This is a genomic window from Mycobacterium sp. 1245805.9 (assembly GCF_001672915.1).
GTDB lineage: Bacteria > Actinomycetota > Actinomycetes > Mycobacteriales > Mycobacteriaceae > Mycobacterium.
Window position 1 is genome coordinate 17,361 of the sequence record NZ_LZKR01000168.1, and the last position, 25,435, is coordinate 42,795.

The 25,435-nt window shown below is 68.4% G+C and carries 22 protein-coding genes; 7 read left to right on the forward strand and 15 right to left on the reverse strand.

The features are described from left to right. Nucleotides 1-66 precede the first annotated feature (66 nt). From A9X00_RS22660 to A9X00_RS22670, 3 genes are read right to left on the reverse strand one after another with little or no spacing between them, the layout of a single operon-like run. Nucleotides 67-1,548: an MFS transporter gene (locus A9X00_RS22660; RefSeq protein ID WP_067158608.1), complete on the reverse strand. Its 1,482-nt coding sequence runs from the start codon at nucleotides 1,546-1,548 to the stop codon at nucleotides 67-69. Nucleotides 1,549-1,601: 53 nt separating this feature from the next. Continuing rightward, nucleotides 1,602-3,422, reverse strand: coding sequence for an N-acetylglutaminylglutamine synthetase (ngg, locus tag A9X00_RS22665; RefSeq protein ID WP_067158671.1), 1,821 nt, complete (start codon nucleotides 3,420-3,422; stop codon nucleotides 1,602-1,604). After that, nucleotides 3,419-5,224: an N-acetylglutaminylglutamine amidotransferase gene (locus tag A9X00_RS22670; protein WP_067158610.1), complete on the reverse strand. Its 1,806-nt coding sequence runs from the start codon at nucleotides 5,222-5,224 to the stop codon at nucleotides 3,419-3,421. Before A9X00_RS22670 ends, ngg begins: the two co-directional genes overlap by 4 nt. Before the next feature lie 167 nt (nucleotides 5,225-5,391). On the opposite strand from A9X00_RS22670, the gene A9X00_RS22675 reads away from it, so the two are divergent. Further along, a complete protein-coding gene (locus tag A9X00_RS22675; protein WP_067158612.1) occupies nucleotides 5,392-6,297 on the forward strand; it encodes a phosphatidate cytidylyltransferase in 906 nt (301 codons plus the stop codon). A gap of 7 nt (nucleotides 6,298-6,304) precedes the next feature. Here the strand turns inward: A9X00_RS22675 and A9X00_RS22680 are convergent, their stop codons facing one another. Together A9X00_RS22680 and A9X00_RS22685 are read right to left on the reverse strand one after the other, a co-directional pair. Further along, entirely contained in the window at nucleotides 6,305-6,994 is a 690-nt protein-coding gene (locus tag A9X00_RS22680) for a lysophospholipid acyltransferase family protein (protein ID WP_082975444.1), read from the reverse strand. Continuing rightward, nucleotides 6,991-7,848 carry a CDP-alcohol phosphatidyltransferase family protein gene (locus A9X00_RS22685; RefSeq protein ID WP_232006904.1) on the reverse strand — a complete coding sequence of 286 codons (858 nt, stop codon included), beginning with the start codon at nucleotides 7,846-7,848 and terminating at the stop codon, nucleotides 6,991-6,993. The genes A9X00_RS22680 and A9X00_RS22685 overlap by 4 nt, the downstream gene beginning before the upstream one ends. Before the next feature lie 347 nt (nucleotides 7,849-8,195). Between A9X00_RS22685 and A9X00_RS22690 the strand changes: the two genes are divergently transcribed. Both A9X00_RS22690 and A9X00_RS22695 read left to right on the forward strand, forming a co-directional pair. Next, nucleotides 8,196-8,570, forward strand: a complete 375-nt coding sequence (locus A9X00_RS22690; protein ID WP_067158614.1) for a DUF732 domain-containing protein — start codon at nucleotides 8,196-8,198, stop codon at nucleotides 8,568-8,570. A 64-nt stretch (nucleotides 8,571-8,634) separates the two neighbouring features. Continuing rightward, nucleotides 8,635-8,970 carry a DUF732 domain-containing protein gene (locus tag A9X00_RS22695; protein ID WP_067158616.1) on the forward strand — a complete coding sequence of 112 codons (336 nt, stop codon included), beginning with the start codon at nucleotides 8,635-8,637 and terminating at the stop codon, nucleotides 8,968-8,970. A 14-nt stretch (nucleotides 8,971-8,984) separates the two neighbouring features. On the opposite strand, the gene A9X00_RS22700 is transcribed toward A9X00_RS22695, so the two are convergent. The 5 genes from A9X00_RS22700 to A9X00_RS22720 form a co-directional block, all read right to left on the reverse strand. After that, entirely contained in the window at nucleotides 8,985-10,046 is a 1,062-nt protein-coding gene (locus A9X00_RS22700; protein ID WP_067158617.1) for a sulfate/molybdate ABC transporter ATP-binding protein, read from the reverse strand. A gap of 22 nt (nucleotides 10,047-10,068) precedes the next feature. Next, complete coding sequence (gene cysW / locus A9X00_RS22705) at nucleotides 10,069-10,872, reverse strand: sulfate ABC transporter permease subunit CysW (RefSeq protein ID WP_067158619.1); 804 nt, start codon at nucleotides 10,870-10,872, stop codon at nucleotides 10,069-10,071. Next, the gene (gene cysT, locus A9X00_RS22710; protein ID WP_067158621.1) at nucleotides 10,869-11,759 is read right to left on the reverse strand and encodes a sulfate ABC transporter permease subunit CysT; all 891 of its coding nucleotides are present in this window, start codon (nucleotides 11,757-11,759) and stop codon (nucleotides 10,869-10,871) included. Before cysT ends, cysW begins: the two co-directional genes overlap by 4 nt. Then, entirely contained in the window at nucleotides 11,756-12,754 is a 999-nt protein-coding gene (locus tag A9X00_RS22715) for a sulfate ABC transporter substrate-binding protein (RefSeq protein ID WP_067158675.1), read from the reverse strand. Before A9X00_RS22715 ends, cysT begins: the two co-directional genes overlap by 4 nt. Nucleotides 12,755-13,399: 645 nt before the next feature. After that, entirely contained in the window at nucleotides 13,400-14,431 is a 1,032-nt protein-coding gene (locus A9X00_RS22720) for an epoxyqueuosine reductase (protein WP_067158623.1), read from the reverse strand. Between the two features lie 105 nt (nucleotides 14,432-14,536). Between A9X00_RS22720 and A9X00_RS22725 the strand changes: the two genes are divergently transcribed. Next, nucleotides 14,537-14,788 carry a three-helix bundle dimerization domain-containing protein gene (locus tag A9X00_RS22725; protein WP_067158625.1) on the forward strand — a complete coding sequence of 84 codons (252 nt, stop codon included), beginning with the start codon at nucleotides 14,537-14,539 and terminating at the stop codon, nucleotides 14,786-14,788. 22 nt (nucleotides 14,789-14,810) lie between these two features. Here the strand turns inward: A9X00_RS22725 and A9X00_RS22730 are convergent, their stop codons facing one another. Then, nucleotides 14,811-17,090, reverse strand: a complete 2,280-nt coding sequence (locus A9X00_RS22730) for an MMPL family transporter (RefSeq protein ID WP_067158677.1) — start codon at nucleotides 17,088-17,090, stop codon at nucleotides 14,811-14,813. Nucleotides 17,091-17,416: 326 nt separating this feature from the next. On the opposite strand from A9X00_RS22730, the gene A9X00_RS22735 reads away from it, so the two are divergent. From A9X00_RS22735 to A9X00_RS30920, 3 genes are all read left to right on the forward strand, one after another. After that, nucleotides 17,417-17,851: a DUF6632 domain-containing protein gene (locus tag A9X00_RS22735; RefSeq protein WP_067158627.1), complete on the forward strand. Its 435-nt coding sequence runs from the start codon at nucleotides 17,417-17,419 to the stop codon at nucleotides 17,849-17,851. A gap of 229 nt (nucleotides 17,852-18,080) precedes the next feature. After that, nucleotides 18,081-19,718: an L-lactate permease gene (locus A9X00_RS22740; RefSeq protein ID WP_067158678.1), complete on the forward strand. Its 1,638-nt coding sequence runs from the start codon at nucleotides 18,081-18,083 to the stop codon at nucleotides 19,716-19,718. 43 nt (nucleotides 19,719-19,761) lie between these two features. After that, nucleotides 19,762-20,508, forward strand: a complete 747-nt coding sequence (locus A9X00_RS30920) for a glycoside hydrolase (RefSeq protein WP_067158629.1) — start codon at nucleotides 19,762-19,764, stop codon at nucleotides 20,506-20,508. A gap of 57 nt (nucleotides 20,509-20,565) precedes the next feature. On the opposite strand, the gene A9X00_RS22750 is transcribed toward A9X00_RS30920, so the two are convergent. The 4 genes from A9X00_RS22750 to A9X00_RS22765 all read right to left on the reverse strand — a co-directional run bounded on the left by A9X00_RS22750 (nucleotide 20,566) and on the right by A9X00_RS22765 (nucleotide 25,426). Next, the gene (locus tag A9X00_RS22750; protein ID WP_197515240.1) at nucleotides 20,566-21,603 is read right to left on the reverse strand and encodes a PE family protein; all 1,038 of its coding nucleotides are present in this window, start codon (nucleotides 21,601-21,603) and stop codon (nucleotides 20,566-20,568) included. 178 nt (nucleotides 21,604-21,781) lie between these two features. Then, complete coding sequence (locus A9X00_RS22755; RefSeq protein WP_067158634.1) at nucleotides 21,782-22,564, reverse strand: 3-hydroxybutyrate dehydrogenase; 783 nt, start codon at nucleotides 22,562-22,564, stop codon at nucleotides 21,782-21,784. Between the two features lie 4 nt (nucleotides 22,565-22,568). Next, on the reverse strand, nucleotides 22,569-22,895 hold the full coding sequence (locus tag A9X00_RS22760; RefSeq protein WP_067158680.1) for an STAS domain-containing protein: 327 nt from the start codon (nucleotides 22,893-22,895) through the stop codon (nucleotides 22,569-22,571). Then, the gene (locus A9X00_RS22765; protein ID WP_067158636.1) at nucleotides 22,895-25,426 is read right to left on the reverse strand and encodes a SpoIIE family protein phosphatase; all 2,532 of its coding nucleotides are present in this window, start codon (nucleotides 25,424-25,426) and stop codon (nucleotides 22,895-22,897) included. The genes A9X00_RS22760 and A9X00_RS22765 overlap by 1 nt, the downstream gene beginning before the upstream one ends. Between the last annotated feature and the right edge of the window lie 9 nt (nucleotides 25,427-25,435).

A 25,435-nucleotide genomic window follows, 5' to 3' on the forward strand; every position in this document is an offset into this window, starting at 1 on the left:
GCGATTTTCCCGCCCACGATTCACACGCAAAGCCCACGATTCACACCCAACGTCTGGAGACCGCGGCTATGGCTGGCGGGGCGCTTCTTCCTCGCGCTCGGCGTCGGCCACCGTCAAGGGCAACGCCAACTCCTCGAGCGGGCGCCGTTCGGCCGCGACGCCGAGCCACAGCTCGATCAGGCCCGCGATCGCCATCACCGCGGCGCCGATGAGGAACGACCAGACCACCTGGCCGCGCTCTCCGGAGTTGATCAGCTGACCGAACAGCAACGGGCCGCTGATGCCGCCAATCGCCGTCCCTACCGCGTAGAAGAACGCGATCGCCAGCGCCCGGGTCTCCATCGGGAAGATCTCGCTCACCGTCAGGTACGCCGCGCTGGCGCCCGCCGACGCCAGGAAGAACGCCACCGCCAGGACGGCGATGAACGTCCAGGCGCCGCCGGTCTGCGTGACGAACACGACCGCGAGGACGACGGCCACCACGGCGGACCCGAGGTAGGTCGCCGTGATCATCGGTTTGCGGCCGACGGTATCGAACAGGTGCCCCAGCGCCAGGGGTCCGACGAAATTGCTTAGCGCCCACAGGATGAAGAACACCGGCACCTTGCCGGACGGCACCCCGTAGAACCCGCTCAGCAGCGTGCCCAGGTTGAACGTGACGCCGTTGTAGAGGAACGCCTGCCCGGTGAACAGCGCCAGCCCGAGCACCGCGCGGCGCGGGTACAGCGTGAACGCCACCCTCGCGATCTCCCGAAACGGAATCGTCTCGCGCTGACGGATTTTGAGGGGCCGGCCCGCCGGTTCGGGCAGCGGTTCGTCGCTCCCGCGGCGCACCTCTTCTTCGATTTCGCCGACCACCCGCTCCGCCTCGTCCGCGCGCCCGTGGATGAACAACCACCGCGGGCTCTCCGGAACGTTGCGCCGCACCAGCAAGACGAAGATGCCGAAGATGGCGCCGACGCCGAACGCGAGCCGCCAGCCGATGTTCGGCGCGAAGTTCGATGTGTCCAGCAGCACCAGCGCCCCGGCCGCGCCGGCGGCCGAGCCCAGCCAGTAGGTCCCGTTGATCACCAGGTCCACGCGACCGCGCACCCGAGCGGGGATCAATTCGTCGATAGCCGAATTGATCGCGGCGTATTCACCGCCGATGCCCGATCCGGTGAAAAAGCGGGCGATGAAGAAATACCAAGGCGCAAAGGCGAATGCGGTCGCGACGGTGGCGGTCAAATACACCACGAGTGTGAGGATGAACAGGTTGCGCCGGCCGAATCGGTCGGTCAGGTGACCGAAGACCAGCGCGCCCAGGCATGCCCCGGCGATGTAGAAAGCCGCCGCCACACCGATCTGCGCGGGGGTCAGGCCGATGCCGCTGCCCTTCTCGGTGAGGCGGGACGACACGTTGCCGACCATGGTGACCTCGAGCCCGTCGAGGATCCAGACGCCGCCGAGTCCGATGACGACGCGCCAGTGAAACCGCGACCAGGGCAGCCGGTCCAGCCGCGCCGGAATGTGGGTGGTGATGGTTCCGGTTTGCACGCCCGCGCTCATGTGACTCCTATCTGCGTGAGCAGAGCATTACCCAAACAAGGCGCATCGCAAGCTCAGTCGCGGTCGAGGCGTGACTCCTCGGGGGTCCAGGCCGGTGGCTGCCCCGGCTGACCGGGGAACAGGTAGTCGATGAACGCCGCGGCCGTGGGTTGGGGTTCGTGGTTGGCGAGCCCCGGTCGTTCGTTGGCTTCGATGAACGCATAGTCGGCCCCGGTGACGTCGGGCACCAGCAGGTCGATGCCCGTCACCGGGATCCCGATCGCCTCGGCCGCCGCCACCGCGACGCGACACAGTTCCGGGTTCACCTGGGCGGTGACGTCGTGGATCGTCCCACCCTGGTGGAGGTTGGCGGTGCGGCGCACCCGCAGCCGATTCCCCTGCGGCAGCACGTCGTCCAGGGTCCAGCCGGCCTCGGCCACGGTCGCCTCGGTGATGTCGTCGATCGGGATCTTCGACTCGCCGCCGGTGGCCGCGGAACGCCGGCGGCTCTCGGCCGCGATCAGGTCTCGCACGGTGCGGTCGCCGGTGCCGATGATCTCCGGGGGCTTGCGCAGCGCGGCGGCGACGACCCGGCCGTTGATCACCACCAGGCGGAGGTCGTCGCCGTCGACGCGCTCCTCGATGAGCACCTCGGGGTAATGCGCCCGCGCCCGCGCCAACGCCGAGGCGAGCTCGTCGGGCCCCTTCTCGGCCACGACCCCAACGGTGATGCCCTTGCCCTGCTCGCCGCGAGTGGGTTTCACGACGACCTCGCCGACCTCCTGCAGGAAGGCGAAGTCGCCGTCGTCGAAGGTGGCCAGGCGCGCGCGGGGCACGGTGATGCCCGCCTCGGAGACCAGGCGGCGCGTCAACCGCTTGTCGTCGCAACGGCACATCGCTACCGCCGAGGTGAACTCGGACAGCGATTCGCGGGTGATCACGCTGCGACCGCCGTGCGTGAGCCGCATCTCGCCGGTCTCGGCGTCCAGGACCTCGACCCATATTCCGCGGCGCATCGCCTCGTCGGCGATGATCCGGGCGTAGGGGTTGAGGTCCTCGACCGTCTCCGGGGGCGGCGTGAACAGCGGCTCGTTGATCGCGTTCTTCCGCTTTATCGCCAGCACGGGAACCCGGACGAAGCCGAGTTTCTCGTAAAGGCCGATGGCCGCGGCGTTGTCGTGCGCGACCGACAGGTCCATATAGGCCCGGCCCGCACGCCGGAAGTGGTCGGCCACCGCCCGGGTCAGCGCTTCACCCACTCCGGGAAGCGCCGCGGCGGGATCGACGGCCAGTGTCCACAGGCTGGACCCCTCCTCGGGATCGGAGAACAGCAACTCGTGGTCGACGCCGGTCACGGTCCCCACCACGGCGCCGTCGTCGTCGCGCACGGCGAGCAGGTAGGTCACCGCGTCGGCGTGCAGGTGGTTGTCCCAGATCGTTTCGACCGGCGCGGGCACCATGCCGCAGCGGACGAACACCCGGTTCATCGCGTCGGCGTCGTCTGGGCCGTTCAGGGTGCGCACCGTCATGCCGACGGGCGACGGCGCCAGGCGTTCCTCGTCCGGGTGCCCGGTGAAGCGCAGTCGATAGGTGTGGCTGGGGTCGATGAAGAGCTCGGTCGGTGCCCCGGCGACCACCACGTGGGATTCGCGCGCGTAGATGCAGATGTCGCGCCGCCCGGCGACCTCCCGGCGCAGCGTCTCGGCCAAGGTTTCCGGGTCGGCAAAGGTTTGACCGAAAATCAGTCGGCCCCAGCCCATTTCGAGCTCGACGTCCTTGGCCATCGCGTCCACCAGCTCGGGCGGGGACGCGTCGTGCAGGCCCATGGTGATGGCCTCGGTGTGATCCTCGGTGTGATCGTGCGTGTGTTCGTGGGAGGGGTCGACGGCGGTCATGCGGCCGGGCCCGTCACGCCGTGCCGCTGCAACCACAGCTCGAGAAGGGCGATCTGCCAAAGCTCATTGCCGCGCAACGGGGTGAGCTTGCCGTTGGGGTCGGCCAGCAGGGCGTCGACCGCTTCCGAGTTGAACAGCCCGCGCTCCTTGGCGACCGGCGCATACAGGGCGTCGCGAACCATGTCGAGGTAGGGCCCTTCGAGGTGGGTCAACGCGGGAACCGGGAAGTAGCCCTTGGGCCGGTCGATGACCTCCGACGGAATCACCCGTCGCGCAGCCTGTTTGAGGACACCCTTGCCGTCGTGGGCGATCTTCAGCTCCGGGGGGCAGGTCGCCGCCAGCTCGACCAGCTCGTGGTCGAGGAACGGAACCCGGCCCTCCAATCCCCAGGCCATCGTCATGTTGTCCACCCGTTTGACCGGGTCGTCCACCAGCATCACGGTCGTATCCAGCCGCAGGGCGCGGTCGATGCCGGTTTCGGCGCCCGCTCGCGCGAAGTGCTCGGACACGAAGCGCTGGCTGGGATCCCCCGGCGCGAGATTGCCCGCGCCCAGCAGACCCGCCAGCTCGGTCGAATCGCGATCGAAGAAGGCGCCACGGTACTCGGCGACCGCCCCCTCCAGCGTCGCCGCCGCCGGGGAACCCATCGGCGGGTACCAGTGGTAGCCGGCGAACACCTCGTCGGCGCCCTGACCCGACTGCACGACCTTCACGTGCCGCGCGACCTCCTGGCTCAGCAGGTAGAAGGCGACGCAGTCGTGGCTGACCATCGGCTCGCTCATCGCGCCGATCGCCCCGTCGAGCGCGGGCAGCATCCGGTCGGTCCCGATGCGGATCTGGTGGTGGTCGGTTTCGAAGCGTCGGGCGATGATGTCCGACCACCGGAACTCGTCGCCCTCGACGCCGCCGGCCGGCTCGAAGCCGATCGAGAACGTGGACAGCCCGTGCTGGCCCGCCTCGGCGAGCAGACCCACAATCAGGCTGGAGTCGACACCGCCGGACAGCAGGCAACCGACGGGGACGTCGGCGACCAGCCGGCGCTCGACCGCGACCCGCAGCGTGGACAACACCGCGTCCTCCCAGTCGCGTTCCGACCAATCGGAGCGATCGGCGCGCCTGCTGAAGTCGGGCGTCCAGTAGGTCGTCGTGCTGCGCCGGCCGTCGGGCTCGATCGCGACCACCGACGCGGGCGGGATTTTGCGCACGCCGCGCAGAATCGTCAGCGGCGGCGGCACCACGGAGTGGAACGTCATGTAGTGGTGCAGCGCAACGGGATCGATGCGGGTGTCCAGGCCGCCGCCGGCCAGCAGCGCGGGAAGCGTCGACGCGAACCGGATCCGGCGACCGTCCTCGGTCAGGTACAGCGGTTTGATGCCGAGCCGGTCGCGGCCGAGCAACACCCGACCGCTGTCGCGTTCGACGATGGCGAAGGCGAACATTCCGTACAGATGGCTGACGAAGTCGTCGCCCCAGCGGTGGTAGGCCTTGAGCAGAACCTCGGTGTCGCTGTGCGAGAAAAACCGGTAGCCGTGCTCCGTCAGCTCGCGCCGCAGCTCCTTGTAGTTGTAGATGCAGCCGTTCCAGGCGACCGCCAGGCCCAGCTCCGAGTCGACCATCGGCTGGGCGCCGGCTTCGGTCAAATCGATGATCTTGAGGCGACGATGACCGAGGGCCACCCGGCCCTGGGACCAGGCCCCCGCCGCGTCCGGCCCCCTGGGCGCCAGGACGGCAGCCATTGCTGACACCGCCGCTACGTCGGGAACCCGGCCGTCGAGTCGAACCTCACCGGTCAGTCCACACACTCCCCTGACCCTACCGCGAGCCCATCCCAGACGCCCAGTGCGGGCCACGGTCGCAGGTAGCCGACACGAATCCCGCTGATTCGATTTCATTTCCTGGATCGGCCAGGACGGCTTATCGTTTCCTGGACCACAGTTTGCTGGGAGGCTGATGTGGACGGGCCACGCTGATGCTGGTCGACTACTACCTGCGGATCCTGCACTGGGACCGCCGGTTACCCCTCAACTTCGACGTGGGTCCGCTGCACGTGCACCTGTACGCGCGGTCGGTGTTCTTCCTGTGGGTCACCGTGGTGATCCTGGTGGTCGCCGGTGTCGTGGTGCTCGCGTCGCGCCGGCGTGAGCTGATCCGGCGGTGGACGACGTGGGTGATGATCGCGCCGGTGGTCGGCATCCCCATCTGGATAGGCCGGGGCACCACCGCGACGCTGGCGGCCGCGCTGGCCGTGGTCGCGGTGTTCGAGTACGCGCGCCTGGTGAAACTCGGCAAGGCCGACACGTACCTGCTGCTGGCGCTGGCCGTGCTGTATCCGCTTGCCGCCTGGCTGCATCCGCCGCTGCTGCGACTCGCGCCGATCATCGTGCTGGCGTGCGCACTGCCCTCGGTGTTCAGCGGCGATGTCGACAACGGCGGCCGGCGAACGACGTTCACCGCGTTCGGTTCGGTGTGGATCTGCTGGTCCCTGGCACACCTGGTGACGTTGTGGTCCGACGCGTACCTGGTGTGCTTCGCGGCCGCGGCCACCGACGTCGCGGCCTGGTGCGGCGGAAAGGGCCTGCGCTTCTTGAGCTGGGCGCGAAAACCGTTGTCCCCGTTGAGCCCCAACAAGACGGTCGGCGGGCTGGTCGGCGCGGTCATCGGGGCATTCCTGGTGCTGACCTTGCTGGGCACGATGACCCTCGGCCTGCTGGTGGCGGTGGCCTTCGGCGGCGTGCTCGGCGACCTCGTGGAATCGATGGTGAAGCGGCAGGCCCAGGTCAAGGACGCGGGCACGTGGCTCCCGGGATTCGGCGGTCTGCTCGACCGGATCGACTCGCTATTGCTGGTCCTCCCGCTGGCCTATCTGCTCGGCTGAGCCGGCGTCAGGCGGCGTGCGCCAATTTGCCTTGTGCCGACCCGCTGCGCCCGGCTTCGCCGCGCTTGCGATCGGCACGCTCCAGGCTCTCGACCGGGGCGTCTCCCCGCAGCGCCACGACCTGCTCCCGCAGTTGTGCCGCGGAAGTCTCGGTCGGGTCGACGGGCTCGCCGATGCGGACCTGCATCGGCGCGTGGGAGATGAAGCTCGCGCCCTTGGGCAGGACCTCCGCGGTGCCCAGCACCGCGACCGGGACGATCGGCACGCCGCAGTCGCGCGCCAAGCGGACGGCGCCGGAACGGAATTCGGCGATGGTGCCGTCCGTGGACCGGGTGCCCTCGGGGTAGATGACGACGGTGCGCCCGGCCTTGAGGGCCGGGCGGGCCGCGGCCAGCAGCTGGGCGTAGGTGTCCTTGCCGGACCGCCGCACGGGCAGGATCCCGATCAGCGAGGAGGCCACGAAGCGGCGCACCGGCACGTCGAACCAGTAGTCGGCCGCCGCGGCGAACACCGGCTGGGCGCCCGCGGGCAGCGCGGCCAGCAGCACGGCGGTGTCGGCGTGCGAGGAGTGGTTGGCCACCACCACACAGCCGCCCCGCACCGGCCAGCGACCCGTCACGGTCAGCCCGCCGGAAACGGCGCACACCGCCCGCCACAGCCGGTGCCGCAGCATGCTGCTGATCCGGATCGCGGTCATGATGCCAGCACCGCCAATTCCTGCGTGGCCTGCGCGTCCTGACGCTTGGCCGCCAGCTCGCGGTGGGCGGCCCGCAGCCGCAGCACCGTGGTGATCAGCGAGCCGTTCACCAGCTGCGTCGCAACCACCGGCAGGATGACCGGAAACGCGGTGGCCAGGAAGACGAAGAGGCAGCGCTCCGTCTTGCCAAGCGGGCCACCGTTGCGCCGGGGCGCGCCGGCGGCGGCTCCGGCCAACGAGGCGAAGGTGGGCAGCGTCGCGGCCAGCGCAGCCACCAGCACCATGAGCACCGGCCAGGACAGCCAGTGCAGCCCCGGGCCGCGCTGCCGCGCCGCCCACACCGCGAGCCCCGCGAAGGTCAACAGGTCCGAGGCGCGATCGCCGATCTCGTTGACGACGAATCCCCACGGCCGGCTGACGCCGCGGGCTCGGGCGACCGCGCCGTCGAGGTTGGCGCCGGCCAGCCGCAGCGCCAGGAAGACCGCCGTCAGGGGGTACCAGCCCAGCGCGACGGTCACTCCGGCCACGCCCGCCGCCAGCACCCCGGCGACGGTGAAGACGTCCGGGGAGATGTGCCGCCGCACCGCGAGGTTCACGATCGGCGTCAACCGGCGGGTGTACCACGGCTTCAGCGCGTACAGGCCCTGCCATTTCCGCGGAGCCTTGGCCGGCAGCGGGGTTACGGCGGGGACGACGGCCTTCATCCGGGGAAGCGTGGACGTCTCGGTCACCGCCAGGGCGCGCGATCCCGACGCGTAGCACCCGCGGAGAGCGATGCGGAACTCGCTCACGGGGGTCAGCGTGCTGATGCCGCGCGTGCGCTGGGTCGGCGCGTTGTCGAGGTCGGTGCTCACCGGGGTTTCCTCTCGTCCTCTCGGGTGGGGGTCTGTAGTTGTGTGCAAGTTGACCTGTCCCGCGCCGCTACCGGTCCCAAGATCGGAACCGCAGCGACCCGGTCGGCCGCTCGCATAGCTAAGAGCCACCGCTCCCCCGCGGTCGGACACTTTTCTTTGCGAAGTTTCCTTGCGGGCCGGTCGCCGTGACCGGCAACGCATACGTTGCTGCGCGGCGCTTGCCGCTTCGTCGCGAACTTCTTGCGGAATTCTTGCGGCCGCTCGGCGAGAAGAAAGTCCAGATTTCAGTTACCGTTCAACCAAGTCGTTCTTGACTCGAAGCCGATTCACCCGTCGAGGGAGAGGCCATGGCCCGGACGAATGCGGGTCCCGCGAAGTGGTCGACTGCCTGCGGGGTCGTACTGGCCGCGGCCGCGCTCCTTGGCGCGGCGCCCGCAGCCGCGGAGCCGATCGACGATGCCTTCGTCGCGGCCCTCGCCAGAAACGGGATATCGATGTCCGACCGCGGCACCGCGGTTTCGATGGGCCACTCGGTGTGCGCCGGGTTCGACAAGGGCGAGGCGTCAACCGCGGTGGCGATGGGGATCGTGAAGGACACCCCACTTTCGCCGAAGCAGGCCGGCTACTTCGTCGGGCTTTCGGTGGCCGCCTACTGCCCGCAATACAAGGGCAAGACCGACAATTCGATGACCTGGATGGTGCCGTTCCCGCCGATGATGTGAGGGTTGCCCTTGCCTTACCGGTTATTTTTGTAGCGAAGCACATTCGCCCGCATAAAGAGGAACCATGGCCCATGCGAGGGTCGGTCCTGCGACGTGGCCGACATTCATCGCGGTCCTGCTTTCCGCCGCTGCGCCGCTCTTCGCCGCGCCGGCCTCCGCCGACCCAAACGATGATGCGTTCATCGCAGCCCTTGCGGGCCAGGCGATCCCAATTTCCGACAACAACGTCGCCATCGGGATGGCCCGCAACATGTGCGCCCTACTCGACCAGGGCACAACCCGGCCCCTGCTGGTGATGAAGCTGATGAAGGACGCGAATCTCTCGGCCAGGCAGGCCGGCTTCTTCCTGGGGCTGTCGTCGTCCGCGTACTGCCCGCAATACCGGACGACCGCCGGGTAAAGCGGGCCGACTCGTCACGCCGACCTGAGTCCCGCCTGATCTTCGGTCACCTCGCTGGCGATGGGTGGCACGCGGGTGGCGCGGACGTAGACGGTGTCGCCGTCGCGCAGCGCCAGGGCCTCGGCGTCACCGCGGGTGATCTGGGCGGTGAACGGCCCGCCGGTGGCCTCGGCGGTCAGTTCGACGCGGACCTCGAACCCCAGCGCGACCACCCGATCCACGGTGGCGCGCACCACCCCGATCGACTCCGCCGTGCCGTCCCCGCCGGCCACCGCCATCTCGGGGTTGCGACCCACCCGAATGTCATGCGGGCGGACGAGAGCACCGTTCAGCACGGACACCGCGCCTAGGAAGGACATCACGAAGGTGTTCGCCGGGGAGTCATACACCTCGAGCGGTGACCCGACCTGCTCGATGCGGCCCTTGTTGAGCACCGCGATCCGATCGGCCACGTCCAGCGCCTCCTGCTGATCGTGGGTCACCAACACCGTGGTGACATGCACCTCGTCGTGCAGGCGGCGCAACCACGCCCGCAAGTCCTCACGCACCTTGGCATCCAGCGCGCCGAACGGCTCGTCGAGCAACAACACCTGCGGATCCACCGCCAGCGCGCGGGCCAACGCCATGCGCTGGCGCTGACCCCCGGACAGCTGATTGGGATAGCGGGTCTGAAAACCGCTCAGCCCCACCACCTCCAGTAAATTGTCCACCTTCTCCTTGATCTCGGCCTTGGGCCGCTTGCGGATCTTGAGCCCATAGGCCACGTTGTCACGCACCGTCAGGTGCTTGAACGCCGCATAATGCTGAAACACAAACCCGATCCCGCGCCGCTGCGGCGGCACCCCCGTCACATCCCGGCCATTGATCGTGACCGTGCCCGAGTCGGGGTGATCGAGCCCAGCGATCGCCCGCAACAGCGTCGACTTGCCCGAACCGCTGGGACCCAACAACGCCGTCAACGACCCCTTCGGCACCACGAAGTCCACGTGATCCAACGCCACGAAATCGCCATAGCGCTTGTAGGCGTCACGCACCGTGATCGCGTAGGCGGTCGGGCCGCTCCCGGTTTCGGTCATGGTTGCTGTCTCCTTGTCATGCCTAGGCCCGAGCTCGCGCCCGGCGAATGAGCAGAATGGCCTTGACGATCAGGAACGCGACCGCGACGCCCATCATCAGCGTCGACAGCGCGTAGGCGCCGTATTCGGCCCCACGGTTGTAGCGATCGTTCACCAGCAGCGTCAGCGTCTGCGATTCCCCCGGCAGATTCGACGACACCATGATGACCCCGCCGAACTCGCCCAGGGTGCGCGCGGTGGTCAACAGGATGCCGTAGGTCAAACCCCACCGGATGGACGGCAACGTGATCCGCCAAAACGTCTGCCACCAACCCGAACCCAGCGTCGCCGCCGCCTGCTCCTGCTCGGTCCCCACTTCCTGGAGTACCGGTTGGACCTCGCGCACCACGAACGGCAGGGTGACGAAGATGCTGGCCAAAACGATGCCGGGGGTACTGAAGATCACCGGGATGCCGAGGTCTTTTTCGACGAAACCCAGCGCGCCGGCCGAGCCCCAGAGCACGATCAACGCCACGCCCACGATGATCGGCGAGACCGCGAACGGCAGGTCCACGACCGTCTGCAGCACACCCCGGCCGCGGAACCTGCTGCGCGCCAACAGGAGTGAAACCAGGACACCGAATATGACGTTGAGCGGTACCACGATGGCCACCACCAGCAGCGACAGGTGCAGGGCCGAGATCGCCGCCGGCGTGCTGATCCACGTGTAGAACTGGGCGAGTCCGGGCCGGAAGGTGCGCCACAAGATGATGGCCACCGGGGCGACCAGCACCACACCGAGGTAGGCCAGCACCAGCGAGCGCAGCGCGTGGCGGCCCGAGGTCATGCGGCCTTCTCCTCGCGTTTGGCCCTCCGGCCGCCCACGATGCGCAGGAGCAGCAGCACGGTGAACGAGATCGACAGCAGGACAATGGATATCGCGGCGGCGCCGGTGCGGTCGTCGTTCTCGATCAGGGCGCGGATCCACTGCGACGACACCTCGGTCTTGCCCGGCACCTGACCGCCGATCGTCACCACCGAGCCGAATTCGCCGATGCAACGCGAAAACGCCAGGCCGGCACCGGATAACAAGGCAGGCGTCAGCGACGGCAGCACGACCGAGGTGAAAACCTTCGGACCGGTCGCGCCCAGCGACGCCGCCGCCTCCTCGGCCTCCCGGTCGATTTCCAGCAGCACGGGCTGGATGGCCCGCACCACCATCGGCAGCGTCACGAAGATCAACGCCACCGCCACGCCCGGCGGGGTGTGCTGCAAATGAATGCCGATCGGGCTGTTCTTGCCGTAGAGGGCGAGCATGACCAGGCTGGTGACGATGGTCGGCAACGCGAACGGCAGGTCGATGATGGCGTCGAGCACTCCCTTGCCGACGAAGTCGTCACGCACCAGCACCCAGGCGGTCGCCAGCCCGAACACCAGGTTGATGATGGTGACCACCACCGAAACCGTCAGCGTCACCTTGAACGACTCCAGCGCGGCGTGCGACGTGACCGCCAGCCAGAAGGCCTGCCAGCCCCCGCCAACCGCCTGCCAAGCGATGGCGGCCAGCGGCAGCAGCACGATCAGCGACAGCCACAGCGTCGCCACCCCGACCTGAAGCGACGTGCCCCCCGGCGGAGCGGACGCCCGCGCGGGTCGCGGCTCCGGTAGCTCGCCGCGGGGTGGGGTGAGTTCGGGCCGGACGGCCTCCGGGTCGGGGAGAACGGCGGCGGTCATCCGGTCGCCTGCAGGTAGACCTTGGTGATGCTGCCGCCGCTCCGGTCGAACAACTGCGCGTCCACCTTGCTCCAGCCGCCGAGGTCGGCGATCGTCCACAATTTCACCGGCACCGGGTATTGGTCGCGGAACTTGTCGGCCACGGCGGGGTCGACCGGCCGGAAACCGGCCTGCGCCCATAACTTCTGCGCCTCGGCGCTGTACTGGAAATTCTTGAATGCGGTCGCGGCATCCAGGTGCGCACTGGTGCTCACCACCGCCAGCGGGTTCTCGATCTTGAAGGTCTGCGTCGGGTTGACGTGCTCCACCGATTTGCCTTGCCGCTCAATGGCGATGGCCTCGTTCTCGTAGCTGATCAACACGTCACCGCTGCCCTCGATGAAGACACCGGTGGCCAGACGACCCGAACTCGGACGCAACTTGACGTGCTCGTGCACCAGCTTGCTGATGAAATCGACGCCGGCACTGGAATCCCGGCCGCCGCCGCTCTTGACCGCATACGGGGCAAGCAGGTTCCACTTGGCCGACCCCGAACTCAGCGGGCTGGGCGTGACGACCTCGATGCCCGGCCGCAACAGGTCGTCCCAATCGCGGATGTTCTTCGGATTGCCCTTGCGGACAACCAATGTCACCACCGACCCGAATGGGACCCCGTTGGTGGCGCCCTTGTCCCAGTCCGCGGAGACCTTGCCGGCCTTGACCAGTCGGGTGACGTCAGGCTCGACCGAGAAGTTCACGATGTCTGCCGGTTTGCCCTCGACGACGCCCCGGGACTGATCGGCGGAGGCTCCGTAGGACGTGATGACCTGCACGCCCCGCCCCTCCTGCGAGGCGTTGAACGCCGGGATCACCTTGCTCCAGCCCGGCTCCGGGACCGAATAGGCAACCAAGGTGATCTTCGTGTTCCCGTTGGCCGGGCCAGTGCCACCCGCGATGTCGCTGGCGCCGCCGCCGCACGCGGCAACCACGCCGACCAGAAGGGTCAGCGCCGCGATATGGCGGGCGCGCCGCCCGCGTGGTGCGCTCCGGATGTCGCTGAGCAATTGGTGGCCTTCCAATGTGGGACTTGGGTGCTGGGTTACCTGGGTCCCGTGGCTGCGGAAGGCGCTAGAACATCACCGGTGTTTACCAACTCCCAATCCGCGCACGGGCTTACGAGTCAGCGACAACAAAGCACGAATGGGGAGCAAACAAAGGCTGCCGCGTGCATGGCGCGAAGCCTAACAGCGCGCGGCCCCATCGGCTGGCGGGCAGCAACGCGGCCTCGCCCGCGTCGCGAACGCGGCGCCGCCGACGTCACTCGCCAAGCGGGCGGTTTTACCCGGACGTAACGCCGGCCTCGCGGTCGATCGGTGGGCTCGATCCCTTCGTTGATCGACCTGCCCAGCAACGAATCGGTGCCGTGAACGGCAAACACACAGGTCGAGCAGCGTTGCGCCGCTTCGCGTGCACCGTGGGCCGGCCGACGACGGACCGGCGGACTGGGCGCCGCCGTCTGCCGCGCCTCCAGCGTTCGCCGCCGGCCGAAGCGTGGCACGTGCATAAAAGTCACGCTGAGAGAAACGTCCGGCCCCCGGCGCCACGGGACGCGCCGAAACATGGTGCAGCCGAGCGCCTTGCGGTCTGCCCCGGCCGGATCGTCAGCGCCCCCGGATACCGCTGTCGACAACCTTCACCGGTTTGTGCGGATAGCGGCGTTCGGCGTGCGCCTTGGCCCGCGAGTTCGGCAGCACGTACAACGTCTCCTTCTTGTCCTGGAGCGGTTTCAGCACCAAGTCCATGAAGCCCTTGCGGTTCTCCAGGTAGGGCTCGATGACCTCCTCGCCCGCCGGGCACACCGCCAGGCAGTAGGCGGCCTTGTAGTTCGGCTTGAACGCCAGGCTCTGCCACATCGACGCGTTCTCCGAATCGCTGACCCGCGAACGGAAGTCGGCCGCGTCGGCGCTGTCCGCGACCGTCTGCACCCAGTCGGTGAACCCACCCATGAACTCCCGGTAGTTGTGCACCGAGCACGAGACGAAGTCGAAATCGCCGTCCTTACCGATCGCGCCGACCGGACACGCCGCCACGCACAACTTGCACTCCAGGCACGGGCTGTAATCCAGCGGCTCGCCGTAGCCGCTGATCGGGGCGTCGACCAGGATCGTGCCCAGCAGGATGAAGTTGCCGAACCGCGGGTGAATCACGTTGCGGTGGATGCCCATAACGCCCAGGCCGGCGGCCACCGCAACGGGCTTGTGGGCCACCACCCAGATGCGGCCGGGGAAGTTGTCCATCTCCATCGGGAATGTCGCCGACGGGTTCAGGGCCCGATAACCGGCGTCCTGCAGCCGGCGCACGATCCGATGGGCCGCTTCGTTGAGCACTTCGCCGCTGCGGTGGAACTCCTGGTTCGCGACGCTGCGCGCCGTCGATCGCACGTTGTCGCGGTTCATCTTGACCACCAGCGAGATGTAGCTCCTGGTTCCCGGCAGCGCGGCCTCGACATGCTCGACCTCGGAGGCCAGGGCGGGGTTGTCCACGGCGGCGAACGCGACGTCGTCGACGCCGGCGGCCAGGCACAGCTCGCGCAGCCAGTCGGCGTCCAGCACGCCGGGCCGCCGTTTCCGCCGCGCGCCCACCCTCTTCACCGTGGGGTGTTCCGCCAGCTTCGCCGGGAGTCTTTCCGCCATGCTCGGTATAGTACACAATACTCAGCTGGACGGCGCGCCGGGGCGGCCCGGAAACCCCGTTAACGGTGTTTGACTTCGGCGTGAAACGCATGCGAACCTGGCGCGGTGATCGAGTTGAGTGAACAGACGATCATCGCCCAGGTGGCCGATCGGTTGACCAGCAAGTATTCGAGCATTCCAGCGCAAACCGTGGCCGTCGTCGTGCAGGCCGTTCATGCCCGGTTCGAGGGCCGACCGGTGCGGGAGTACGTCCCGCTGCTCGTCGAGCGTTTCGCGGACCAGGAACTGGCGCTGCTCCTCCTGACCGGCCGCCGCCCGCTGTCCGATCCCGCGGTCGACGAGGCTATCGCCGTCTGATCAGGCGACCTCACCCTGGCGACTAGCTGTGCACGCCGAACAGCACCCGGCGACCGACCGCCCGCCAATCGGTTTTTTCGGTATCCACCCCGCTCTCGCTGAACCCGACCCGGTCATGCAGCCGGGCCAACCAGGCGGGCGCCCACCAGTTAGCCCGGCCGAGCACTTGCATGACCGCCGGCACCAACAGCATCCGCACCAGCGTGGCGTCCACCAGCACCGCGACCGTGAGCCCGAACCCGAACAGCCGCATGAGCGACACCTGCGCGGCCATCAACGCCACGAAGGAGATCGCCATGATCAGCGCCGCGGCCGTGATCACCCGGCCGGTGTGCGCCACGCCGAGCGCGATGCTCCTGTCGTTCGCGCCCCAGCCCCGGTGTGACGCCAGCCAGTACTCCCGGATCCGGGCGATCAGGAACACCTCGTAGTCCATCGAAAGCCCAAAAGCTATGCAGAACAACAGCACCGGCAAGTCCACGCCGATCGTGCCGGTCGCCGCGGTGCCGAGGCCGCCCAGGTGCCCCTGCTGAAACACCCACACCACCGCGCCGAATGCCGCGGCCAGCGACAGGGTGTTCGTCACCAGCGTCTCGAAAGGCAACACCGCGCTTCCGGTCAGCAGGAAAACCAGCAGCAGCGTGATCAGGGTGATGAGCGTGAGCACCAGCGGCAGGTGGGTCATGATCGCGTGCACGGTGTCGCGGTTGCCCTGTGCGGCGCCCGCGAGCTGCACCGGGCGGCCCGACGGGGTTGCGACGGCGTGCAGCCGGTCGAGCTGCGCGTTGGAGGCGGCGGAATACAGCGGTGCCGTGGTGACCACGGTCATGAACGCGGCGCCGTCCGTGATGACTGCGGGCCCGGTCGGCGGCCCGGCCAGCCGGCCACCGACGAAGGTGCCCCCCGGCGAGGACACCGACGACACGTCCGGCACCCGCGACAGCGCGGCGGCGTAGGCGTTCAGATCGGCCGGGCCGAGTCCGGCCGCGTTCGGGAGCACGACGGTGACGTCGGGGACGCCGCTGCCCGCAAAGCCGTTGCGCAGCTGGTCGCCGACCTGCCGCGCCGACGCCGAGGTGGGCAGCACCCGGTCGTCGACGACGCCCCACCGCACCTCGCGGAAGGGTGAGCCGAGCAGCAACAGCAGCGCCACGATGGCGATGACGATCGGCGCCGCGTGGCGGGTGACGGCCCTCGTCCATCGATACCAAATGCCCCGCTCGACCGGAGCCATCCGGAAGGGCGGCCGCCGCAGGATCCGGCGCGCCAACCGGCGCACGTCCAGGGAATCGAGCCGCTCGCCCAACAGCACGATCGCCGCCGGCGTCACCACGACCGCGGCGGCCACCGCGAACGCGACCACAGCGACCCCCGCGTAGGCGAACGATTTCAGGAAGTATTGCGGGAACAGCGCCATCGTGGCCATCGACAGCGCCACCGTCATCGCCGAGAACAACACCGTGCGGCCCGCCGTCGCCATCGTGCGGATCAGCGCCGCGTCGCGAGTCTGGCCGTCCGCCAACTCATCCCGGAACCGGCTGAGGATCAGCAGGGTGTAGTCGATGGCCAGCGCGGCGCCCATCGCGACGGTCAGGTTCAGCGCGAAGATCGAAACGCTGGTGAACAGCGAGACCGTGCGCAGCGACGCCATGGCACCGAGGATCGCGAACCCGCCGACGGCCACCGGCAGCGCCGCCGCGAACAACCCCCCGAAGATCCAGACCAGCACCACGAAACTCAGCGGCAGCGCCAGCGACTCCATGACCAACAAGTCGTCCCGGGTTTGCTCGTCCACCTCCCACGTGACGGTCGCCTCACCGCCGAAGCGCACCGCCACGCCGTCGCGGTCATGGGCGAGCTCGCGCGACAGACGCTCGGCGTATTTCTGCGCGTTGGCCTCGCCGCCGGAAATCGCGGCCACGATCAGGCCGGTCTTGCCGTCCTTGCTGACGAAGGCGCGCGCCGCCGCCGGCGGCACGGTCCACGCGGACCGCACCTGGCTCACGTGTGGCGAATTCTGCAGCCGCCGAACGAGATCGGTGCCGACCGCGGTGGCACGGGGACCCTGCGCGCCGCCGTCGGAGGTCAGTGTGATCAGCATGATCATGTCGCCCTCGCCGAACTTCTGCGAGAGCAACGCCGACGCCCGCGACGATTCGGAGGCGGGGTCGAACCACCCACCGGGCAAGAGGGTCTTGCTGACCGGGATGCCGAAGATCGCGGTGCAGACCATGACGAAAACGGCTACCGCCATGACGCGGCGCGGCGCGGCGATGGCCAGTCGTGCGATTCCGTGTAGCACGACACTCCTTCCCGACTCGGGCCACTTTTGCCACATCTGTACCGACCGGCGGTCATACGATGATCCACGACGGCGCTATCGCGTGCGATAGCGCATCCAGAAGTCGTCCTCGGGGTTGGCCAGTCTCGGCCTCACCGACAGGAAGCCCGCCAGTGCGAATTGGGTCGGACCGACGTGTCAGCGCCGATGAGTTTGGGCACCACAGCGCCTCTGTATAGGCGTTCAGACCGTTTGCCCACGAAAGGAACCGAGATGACGCACGAGACACCCACGCGCTACTTGATAGCGGGTGGAAGCCATGGGGCCACGGGCACGGCGGACCGGTCATGAGCGCGTTCCGGGTGTTCCTACGCGTCTACGGCGTGCTCACGCTGGCGATCTTCGTGTCGCTGTTCGTCGGCTTTCTCACGCAGTCGCCGCTGTTGGCCGAGCATGGCGGCGCGTTGAACTGGACGATATGGAACGACGTGCGCTGCGGCAGCGAACATATGCACGTTCCGCCGATGCTGATGGTGATCTACATCGTGTGGGGAGCCTTTCTGTTGCTCGCCGCCGCTGACCCTCGTGGCTACTCCTCGTTTCTGAACTTCACCATGTGGGCCAATCTTGCGCACGGGGCGTTGATGGTCGTGCAGGCGGCCACCGAGATCGATCACTACTGGAGCAAGTTCCTCACCGACATACCGTTCGTGTGGATCCTCGCGCTCGGCATATTCGTGTGGCAGCGCAAAGAGCAAGGCGACCGGATTAATTCGAGGTGAATGCCGAAAGTCTCAACGACTAACGGCGCCGCGACAAAGCTCTCCGCGCGAAAACAGAACGCCACGACCGCTGCCCGCGGAGATAGAGTGCTGGGTGGAGCACCGATACGACGACGACCGCGGTCGCCGCGGTGGCCTGCCCACGGTGGGCCACCGACTCCCGTTGCGGCTCAAGGAGGTTCGCGACCAGAAACGCCCTCCACACCCATCCGTCCGGAAGCTGCGCAACATGTATCGCCAGATCCTCGATCCCGTCGGCCACTCGCTGGCATGGAGTTCACTCGTTGCGGCCGTGCCGCTGGCATCGCTGTTCGTGATGCTCGGTGTGTTGCGGGTGCGGGCCTGGATCGCGTCCGTCGCGTCGCTGGCCGTCGCGATCGTGATCGCGGTCGCGGTCTACGGGATGCCGATCGGCCAGGCGGCGCTGGCGGGCGCGGAGGGCGCCGTCTTCGGGTTCTTCCCGATCCTGTGGATCGTGATCAACGCGATCTGGGTGTACCAGATGACAGTGGTGACAGGCCATTTCGACGTGCTGCGACGCAGTTTTGCGACGGTCAGCGACGATCACCGGATCCAGGCGATCATCATCGCGTTTTCGTTCGGCGCGTTGCTCGAAGCGCTCGCCGGGTTCGGCACGCCGGTCGCGGTCACCTCAGTGATGCTGCTCGCGCTGGGCTTCAAACCGATCAAGGCGGCGGTGCTGGCGCTGGTCGCCAACACGGCACCGGTGGCATTCGGCGCGATGGCCACGCCCATCATCACGCTCGCCAAGACGTCCGGGTTGCCGACCGACACGCTCGGCGCGATGGTCGGACGCCAGACCCCGATCCTGGCGGTCTTCGTCCCCCTGGCGCTGGTCGCCATCGTCGACGGCCGCCGCGGCGTGCGCGAAACATGGATCCCCGCGCTCGCGGGCGGCGTGGTGTTCGGCCTGGGTCAATACGCGACCTCGAACTTCGTGTCGGTGCCACTGGCGGACGTGATCGCGTCCCTGTTGTCCGCGGGTGCCGTTGTGTCGGTGGTTCGCATCCGGCCGTCACGCCCCGAACACGTCGGCGCCCCGGTCATCGCCGGCGGTGCCGCGGACGCGCCGGCTCCCGACTTCGCCGGGCGCGTCGCGGATCCCGACCCGCGCGGGCAGGTGCTGCGCGCGTACGCGCCCTACGCGATCGTCATCGCCGTCTTCGTGATTTGCCAGATCTCGTGGGTGAAGAAGCTTCTCGACAAGGCGACCTTCATCGTGCATTGGCCGGGGCTGCACCTCTATACGGCCAAAGGCGCCCCGTCGTCGCTGCCCAACTTCACGTTGAATCTGCTGACCACGCCGGGCACCCAGATGCTCGTGGCCGGAGTCCTCACCATGGTCGCGCTGCGCCTGTCGGTGGCGAGGGCGGTACGGGCCTACGGGGCGACGCTGCATCAGCTGCGATGGGCCATCGTCACCGTAATGGCAGTGCTGGCATTGGCATTCGTGATGAACGCGTCCGGGCAGACCATCACCCTGGGCACGTGGATGGCCGGGGCCGGCGGCGCTTTCGCGCTGCTCTCCCCCATCCTGGGCTGGCTCGGTGTAGCGGTGACGGGGTCCGACACCTCCTCGAACTCGCTGTTCGGCGCGCTGCAGGTGACCGCCGCGACCAAGGCCGGGCTGTCCCCGGTGTTGATGGCCGCCGGCAACAGCTCCGGCGGAGTGCTCGGCAAGATGATTTCGCCGCAGAACCTCGCCATCGGGGCGGCGGCGGTCGGCGTGCACGGCAAGGAAGGCGACATCTTCCGCCGGGTGTTCGTCTGGAGCCTGGTGTTCCTGGCGTTCATCTGCGCGCTCTCGGGGCTGCAGGCCTCGTTGCTGTCCTGGATGGTGCCCTGATTCTTCGGAAAAGATTGCCACAGCCGTCCCAGACGGCGCTAAGCTGCTGTTCGTGCGCAAGGGCGGATTAGCCATCGGTCGAAGCCGCTGGTTGGCGTTGGCGGCCTCGCTGGTGGTCTCGGCCGCCATCATCTACGCGCAAGGCGCCAAACCCACGCACGCTCAGGGCACCACTCCGTGCTGCGCCGACAAGCCGGCCGCAGGCCAGGCCGCCCCGCCGTCCGGGCGGCCGCTCGCCGCGGCGGCGCCCGGTCCGACCGCCGCGCCGCCACCGGGCGGTCCGGCGCCGCAGATCGCCAGTCCCGCGGAGGTGGAGAAGCTGGCGGCCGGCGCTCCCGCCGCCGCCCAGCAATTCCTGTTCCCGTTGTCCCCCGGCGTCGCGTCCGAGCAGCGGTTGCAGGTCAAGACCATTTGGGCGGCCCGCGCCATCAGCGTGCTGTTCCCGGAGATCACCACCATCTACGGGTATCGCGAGGACCCGTTGCCGTGGCACCCCAACGGGTTGGCGATCGACGTGATGATCCCCAACCACGCCAGCCCCGAAGGCATCCAGCTGGGTAACGAAATCGCCGGGTACGCCCTGGCGAACGCGAAACGGTGGGGCATCAACCACGTGATCTGGCGCCAGAAGATCTACCCGGGCGTCGGCGCACCGAGCTGGATGTCAAACCTGGGCAACGAAACGCTCAACCACTACGACCACGTTCACATCGCCACGAACGGCGGCGGCTACCCGACGGGTCACGAGACGTACTACATCGGGTCGATGACACCCGCGCCCACCGAGTGATCAACGCCCGAATGTCGTTGTAGCCGAGCAGATTCCGATCCTCCGTCGGGGGTACGGTCAGCCGAGCAGGCCGAGCAGGCCGCCGGTGACGATTGGGGGCACCGTCAATTGCCCACCGCCCAGGCTCGGGGGCAGCGTCAGAATGCCGCCGGTGACGACCGACGGGATCCCGACGTCCCCGCCGCCGAGATTCGAGGGCAGGCTCAGCACACCGCCGGTCAGGATCGACGGGATGCTGACGTCCCCGCCGCCCGCGATCGGGGGCAGGCTCAGCACCCCACCCGTGAGGATCGACGGGATGCTCAGCTGCCCACCGCCCAGGCTCGGCGGCAGGGTCACCGCGCCGCCTTCGAGGATCGGGGTCAAGATGCTGCTGATCGGGGGCACCGTAAACACGCCGCCGCCAAGGCTGGACGGCAGGCTCAGCAGGCCACCGGTGATGATGGAGGGCAACCCCAGCACACCACCGCCGAGGGTTGCGGGCAGTTCGAGCACGCCGCCGGTGAGGATCGACGGCACGGTCAACTCCCCACCGCCCAGGAACGCGGGCAGTCCCACCACGCCGCCATTGACGATCGGGTTCAGTGCGGTGGCGACGGACGACCCGACGCTGTAGATCGACGGCACGATCAATTCCGCACCGCCCAGGATCGGCGGCAGATCCAGCACACCCCCGGTGATGAACGACGGCACGCTCAGCACCCCACCGCCCAGGATCGGCGGCAGGGTCACCACGCCACCGTTCAGGTTCAGGCTCGCGCTGCCGCCCAGGAACGACGACAGGTTCAAATCCGCGGCGGCCGCGGCTCCGGCGTTGGCCAGCTCGGTGTTGAGGTAGGCGCCGGCGCCCGCGTTGATCAAGCCGACGAACTCATCGTGAAACAGGTTGGCTTGGGCGTTGATGACTTGAAATTCCTGGCCGAAGTCGCTGAATAGCGTTGCGACCAAAGCCGATACCTCGTCCTGGGCGGCGGCGGCCACGGCCGTCGTGGGCCCCGCCGCCGACGCGGCGGATCCGGACAGCAACGAGCGGATGCCTGCCAGACCTTCGGCCGCAGACTGCAGCTGCTCTGGAGCCGTCACGAGGTATGACACGATGTGCCTCCCGCCGATCCGCTGCGACACTCGCCCGATGGCCTAACGCTAAAAGCGTAATAGCATATCGCCGAAATGCCTATGAAAACTCCGTTTTTCAGCAATTACGTTGCTCAACGAGCCTCAACTGCGGGTGGCGCCGGCCGCCGAAAACCCCGATGCTGTTGTTCATTTCGCCTCATTGGGCGGTCCACCCGCCGTCGATCGAATAACTGGCGCCGGTGATGGTGGCGGCCGCGTCGCCGGCCAGAAAGACCGCGAGCGCACCGATGTCCTCCGGTTGGGTGTAGCGCGCCATCGGCTGCTTTTCGGCGACGAACTCCGGCTTGGCCTCTTCGAACGACTTGCCCGCCGCGTCGGCGCGGGTTTGGATCTGCTGGGCGATCAGGGGTGTCATCACCCAACCGGGGCAGATCGCGTTGCAGGTTATGCCGTGGTCGGCGGTTTCGATGGCCACCACCTTGGTCAGTCCGACAACGCCGTGCTTGGCCGCGACATACGCGGCTTTTTCGGCGCTGGCGACAAGGCCGTGCGCCGAGGCGATGTTGATGATTCGGCCCCAGCCACGGCGTTTCATCCCCGGTAGCGCGCAGCGACACGTGTGGAAGACGGCCGACAGATTCGTCGCGATCACGGCGTCCCACTTCTCGACCGGGAATTCCTCGAGCTTCGCCACGTACTGGATGCCCGCGTTGTTCACGAGGACATCGATTGCGCCGAAAGACTTTTCGGCACCGGTGATCATGTCTGCGACCTCGTGCGGCTTGGTCACATCGGCGTCCGAATAGGCCGCGCTCACCCCGAACGTCTCCTCGATGTCGCGACGCAGTCCGGCAACGGTCTCGGGGTCGCCGAAACCGTTGAGGGTCACGTTCGCGCCCTCGGCGGCGAACGCGCGCGCGATGCCCAGGCCTATACCGGACGTGGAACCCGTTACCAGTACGGACTTTCCGCCAAGCATCGCGTCAGCGTTCGGCTGCCGGCCGCGCGGGTTCGACGGCGACGAGCTCCGTTATGCCGCTCACGGTGAGGACGGGCATCACCAGGGGGTGGGCGATGAGATCGATGTGGGCGGCCCGGGCGAACAAGGCGTTGATGGCGGCGCTGTCCAGGTACTCGACCGCGCTGAGGTCGACGGTGAACGTGCCACCATTGCTCGCGGCCTCGGCCATGGCGCCGCTGAGCGCTTCGTTGAACGCGTCGATGTTGCTCAGGTCGATCTCCCCCGCCGCGGTCAGCACGAGCTTCCCGTCGTCGCGGCGCGCGGTGTCGAGGGTGAGCGAGGTGGGCATCAGGTGATCCTCGCCCATAGGTGAACCGTGGTTCCAGCGGCCTCGGGGTTTATGGTGACGTCCTGCATGAGCCCGCGCATCAGTGCGATGCCGCGGCCGCGATTGGTCTCGGCGGCCGGCTGCGGAGGTTTCCACGAGCCGCTGTCGGTGATGGTCAACCGCACCTGGTCCACCAATATGGTGGCGCCCAGGCTGATCGTGCCCCCCGGGCTGTGGCGGTGACCGTGCTCGATGGCGTTGGCGACGGCCTCGCCCGCGGCGACGAGCACGTTCATCGTCTGATCCGCGTCCAGCTTGGCTCGGGTCAGCCACCGGCGCAGTGCGGTGCGGGTGGGCGCGAGCTGGCTGACGTCGGCTGGAAACTCCAACTCCAGCGGGGCGGGATGGCGGTAGAGGAGCAGCACGACGTCGTCCTGATAGCCGCCGTCCGGCGCCAGACCGGACATGATCTGGTCCGCTAAATCGTCGAGTGTGGAATCGCGGCCGTCCTGGACGAGGCCGGCCGCGCGCGAAATGCCCTGGTACAGCAGTCGACGGCGGCGTTCGACCAGGCCGTCGGTGTAGAGCAGCAACGTGGCGCGCGGCGGAATGGTCACCCGTGCTTCGGGGCGGGGCCAATCGGGTCGCACTCCGAGGGCGATGGTGTGGCCGTCGTCAAGCATTCGGGTGGTGCCGTCGGCGTCGACCAGGACGGCCGGCGGGTGCCCGGCGCTCGAGTAGACCAGTTCACCGGTCTCGGGGTCGAGCACCGCGCAGACGGCGGTGGTGCATTGCGCGCCGGGCAGCCGTGCGGCGAAGCGGTCGATGCCCGCCAGGGCGGCGCTGGGGCTGGGGTTCTCGAACAGCAGCGCGCGGCAGGCGCTGCGCACCTGCCCCATCACGGTGGCGGCGTCCAGGCCGTGGCCGACGCAGTCGCCGACGATCAACGCGATGCGCCCGTCGTCCAGGTCGAAGACGTCGTACCAGTCGCCGCCAACCTGCAGGGGCCAACTGGCGGCCTGGTACCGGACGGCGAATCCGTGCGGTAGGTCCGCGGGCCCGAGGATCGCGTGTTGGAGCGCGAGGGCCGTTTCCCGCTGCTGGTCGACCTGGTGTACGCGCTGCAGGCCCTGGCCGAGGCGGCCCGCCAACACGGTCAGCAGCGTCTGGTCCTCGAGGGTGAACGGCCGCGCCTCGACCAGGTCGATCCGGACGACGAGCACCCCCTCGGGGTGCTGCAGCGCGATCCCCGCCGTGCCGGGCTGCGACGCGTTGGGGGTCAGCAGGTCGCCGCCGCGCAGCGAGCTGAGCATCTGCCGGGTCTCAGCCGGCAGGTCGGCCCACTGTGCGGGCTCCCCGACCGATTCCACCCGCGGTTCGCCCGAGGCGGTTTCCGTGGCGGAACCGTGGGTCGGGAAGGTGACGGCCAGAACACGACGGGCCCGCCACAGCCGGCGCAGTTCCTCGGCCGCGGCGTGCACCGCGTCATCGACGGTGTCGGCTTGGGCGAGTTCCTGGTTGAGCGCGTGTTCGCGGCCCGCGGCCAGCGCCAAGGCGATGGCGGCGTGCCGGGCGAAATCGCTGACGAGCTCCAGGTAGTCGTTGTCGAACGCCTGCTGCTGTGGCTGGCGCGCGACGGCGATCACCCCGAGCACCCGGCCGTCGGCGATCAGCGGCATCACGATCGCCGAGCGTTCACCGACGTCGGTGAACCCCTCGATCGGGTACTGGAAGGAATCGGTGATCAGCGGCAGGCCGCGGCGCGCCACGCCGCCGGTGGTGGAGCCGTCCATCGGCACCTGCCGGCCGATCACCTCCGAGGCGTACCGGCCCGCCGTGGCGGCCACCACCAGGGTGTCGACCTGATCGGAGGGCAGGTCTGGCTCCCGTGGCACGAGCAAGATCGCCTGTTCGGCGTCGGCCAACTCCAGCGCCCGGTTCACGATGAGCTGCAACGGCCCCGTCTGCGGGTCACCGGACAGCAGGGCGGTCGTGATTTCCCGGCTGGCCTTCGTCCATTTCGACGATTCGCGTTCCCGCTCGAACAGTCGGGCGTTGTCGATGGCGGCCGCCGCCGCCGTGGCCAACGCCCGGACGGCGGCTTCGTGGGAGTCGGTAAACACCCGGCCCGGACGGTCGTCGGCGAGGTAGAGGCTGCCGAAGTCGGCCGCCCGCACGGTGATCGGTATGCCGAGCAGCGCCCGCAGCTGCGGGACGCGCGCCTGCAGTGCGGCGGCCTCTGGGTGGGCGCTCAGGTCATCGACGCGCAGACCGTCGGCCACCGGCAGGTCGCCGAGCCGCCGGGCGGTGCCGGCGTCAATGCCCGCCTGAACGAACGAGGCCAAGGTGCCGTCGGGCGCGCGGATGCCCAGCGCCGCGTACCGGGCATCGGTCAGCTCCATCGCGGCATTCACGATTCGGTGCAACGTCGAATCCAGATCCAGGTCGGCGCCGATCTCGACGATGACCCGGACCAGCTTTTCCATCTGGTCGCGAGCCGCCTCCAGCTCGGCCAGCTGGGACCTCGGGTCGTCCCGGTCGTTGTGCCCCATAGCTCCAAA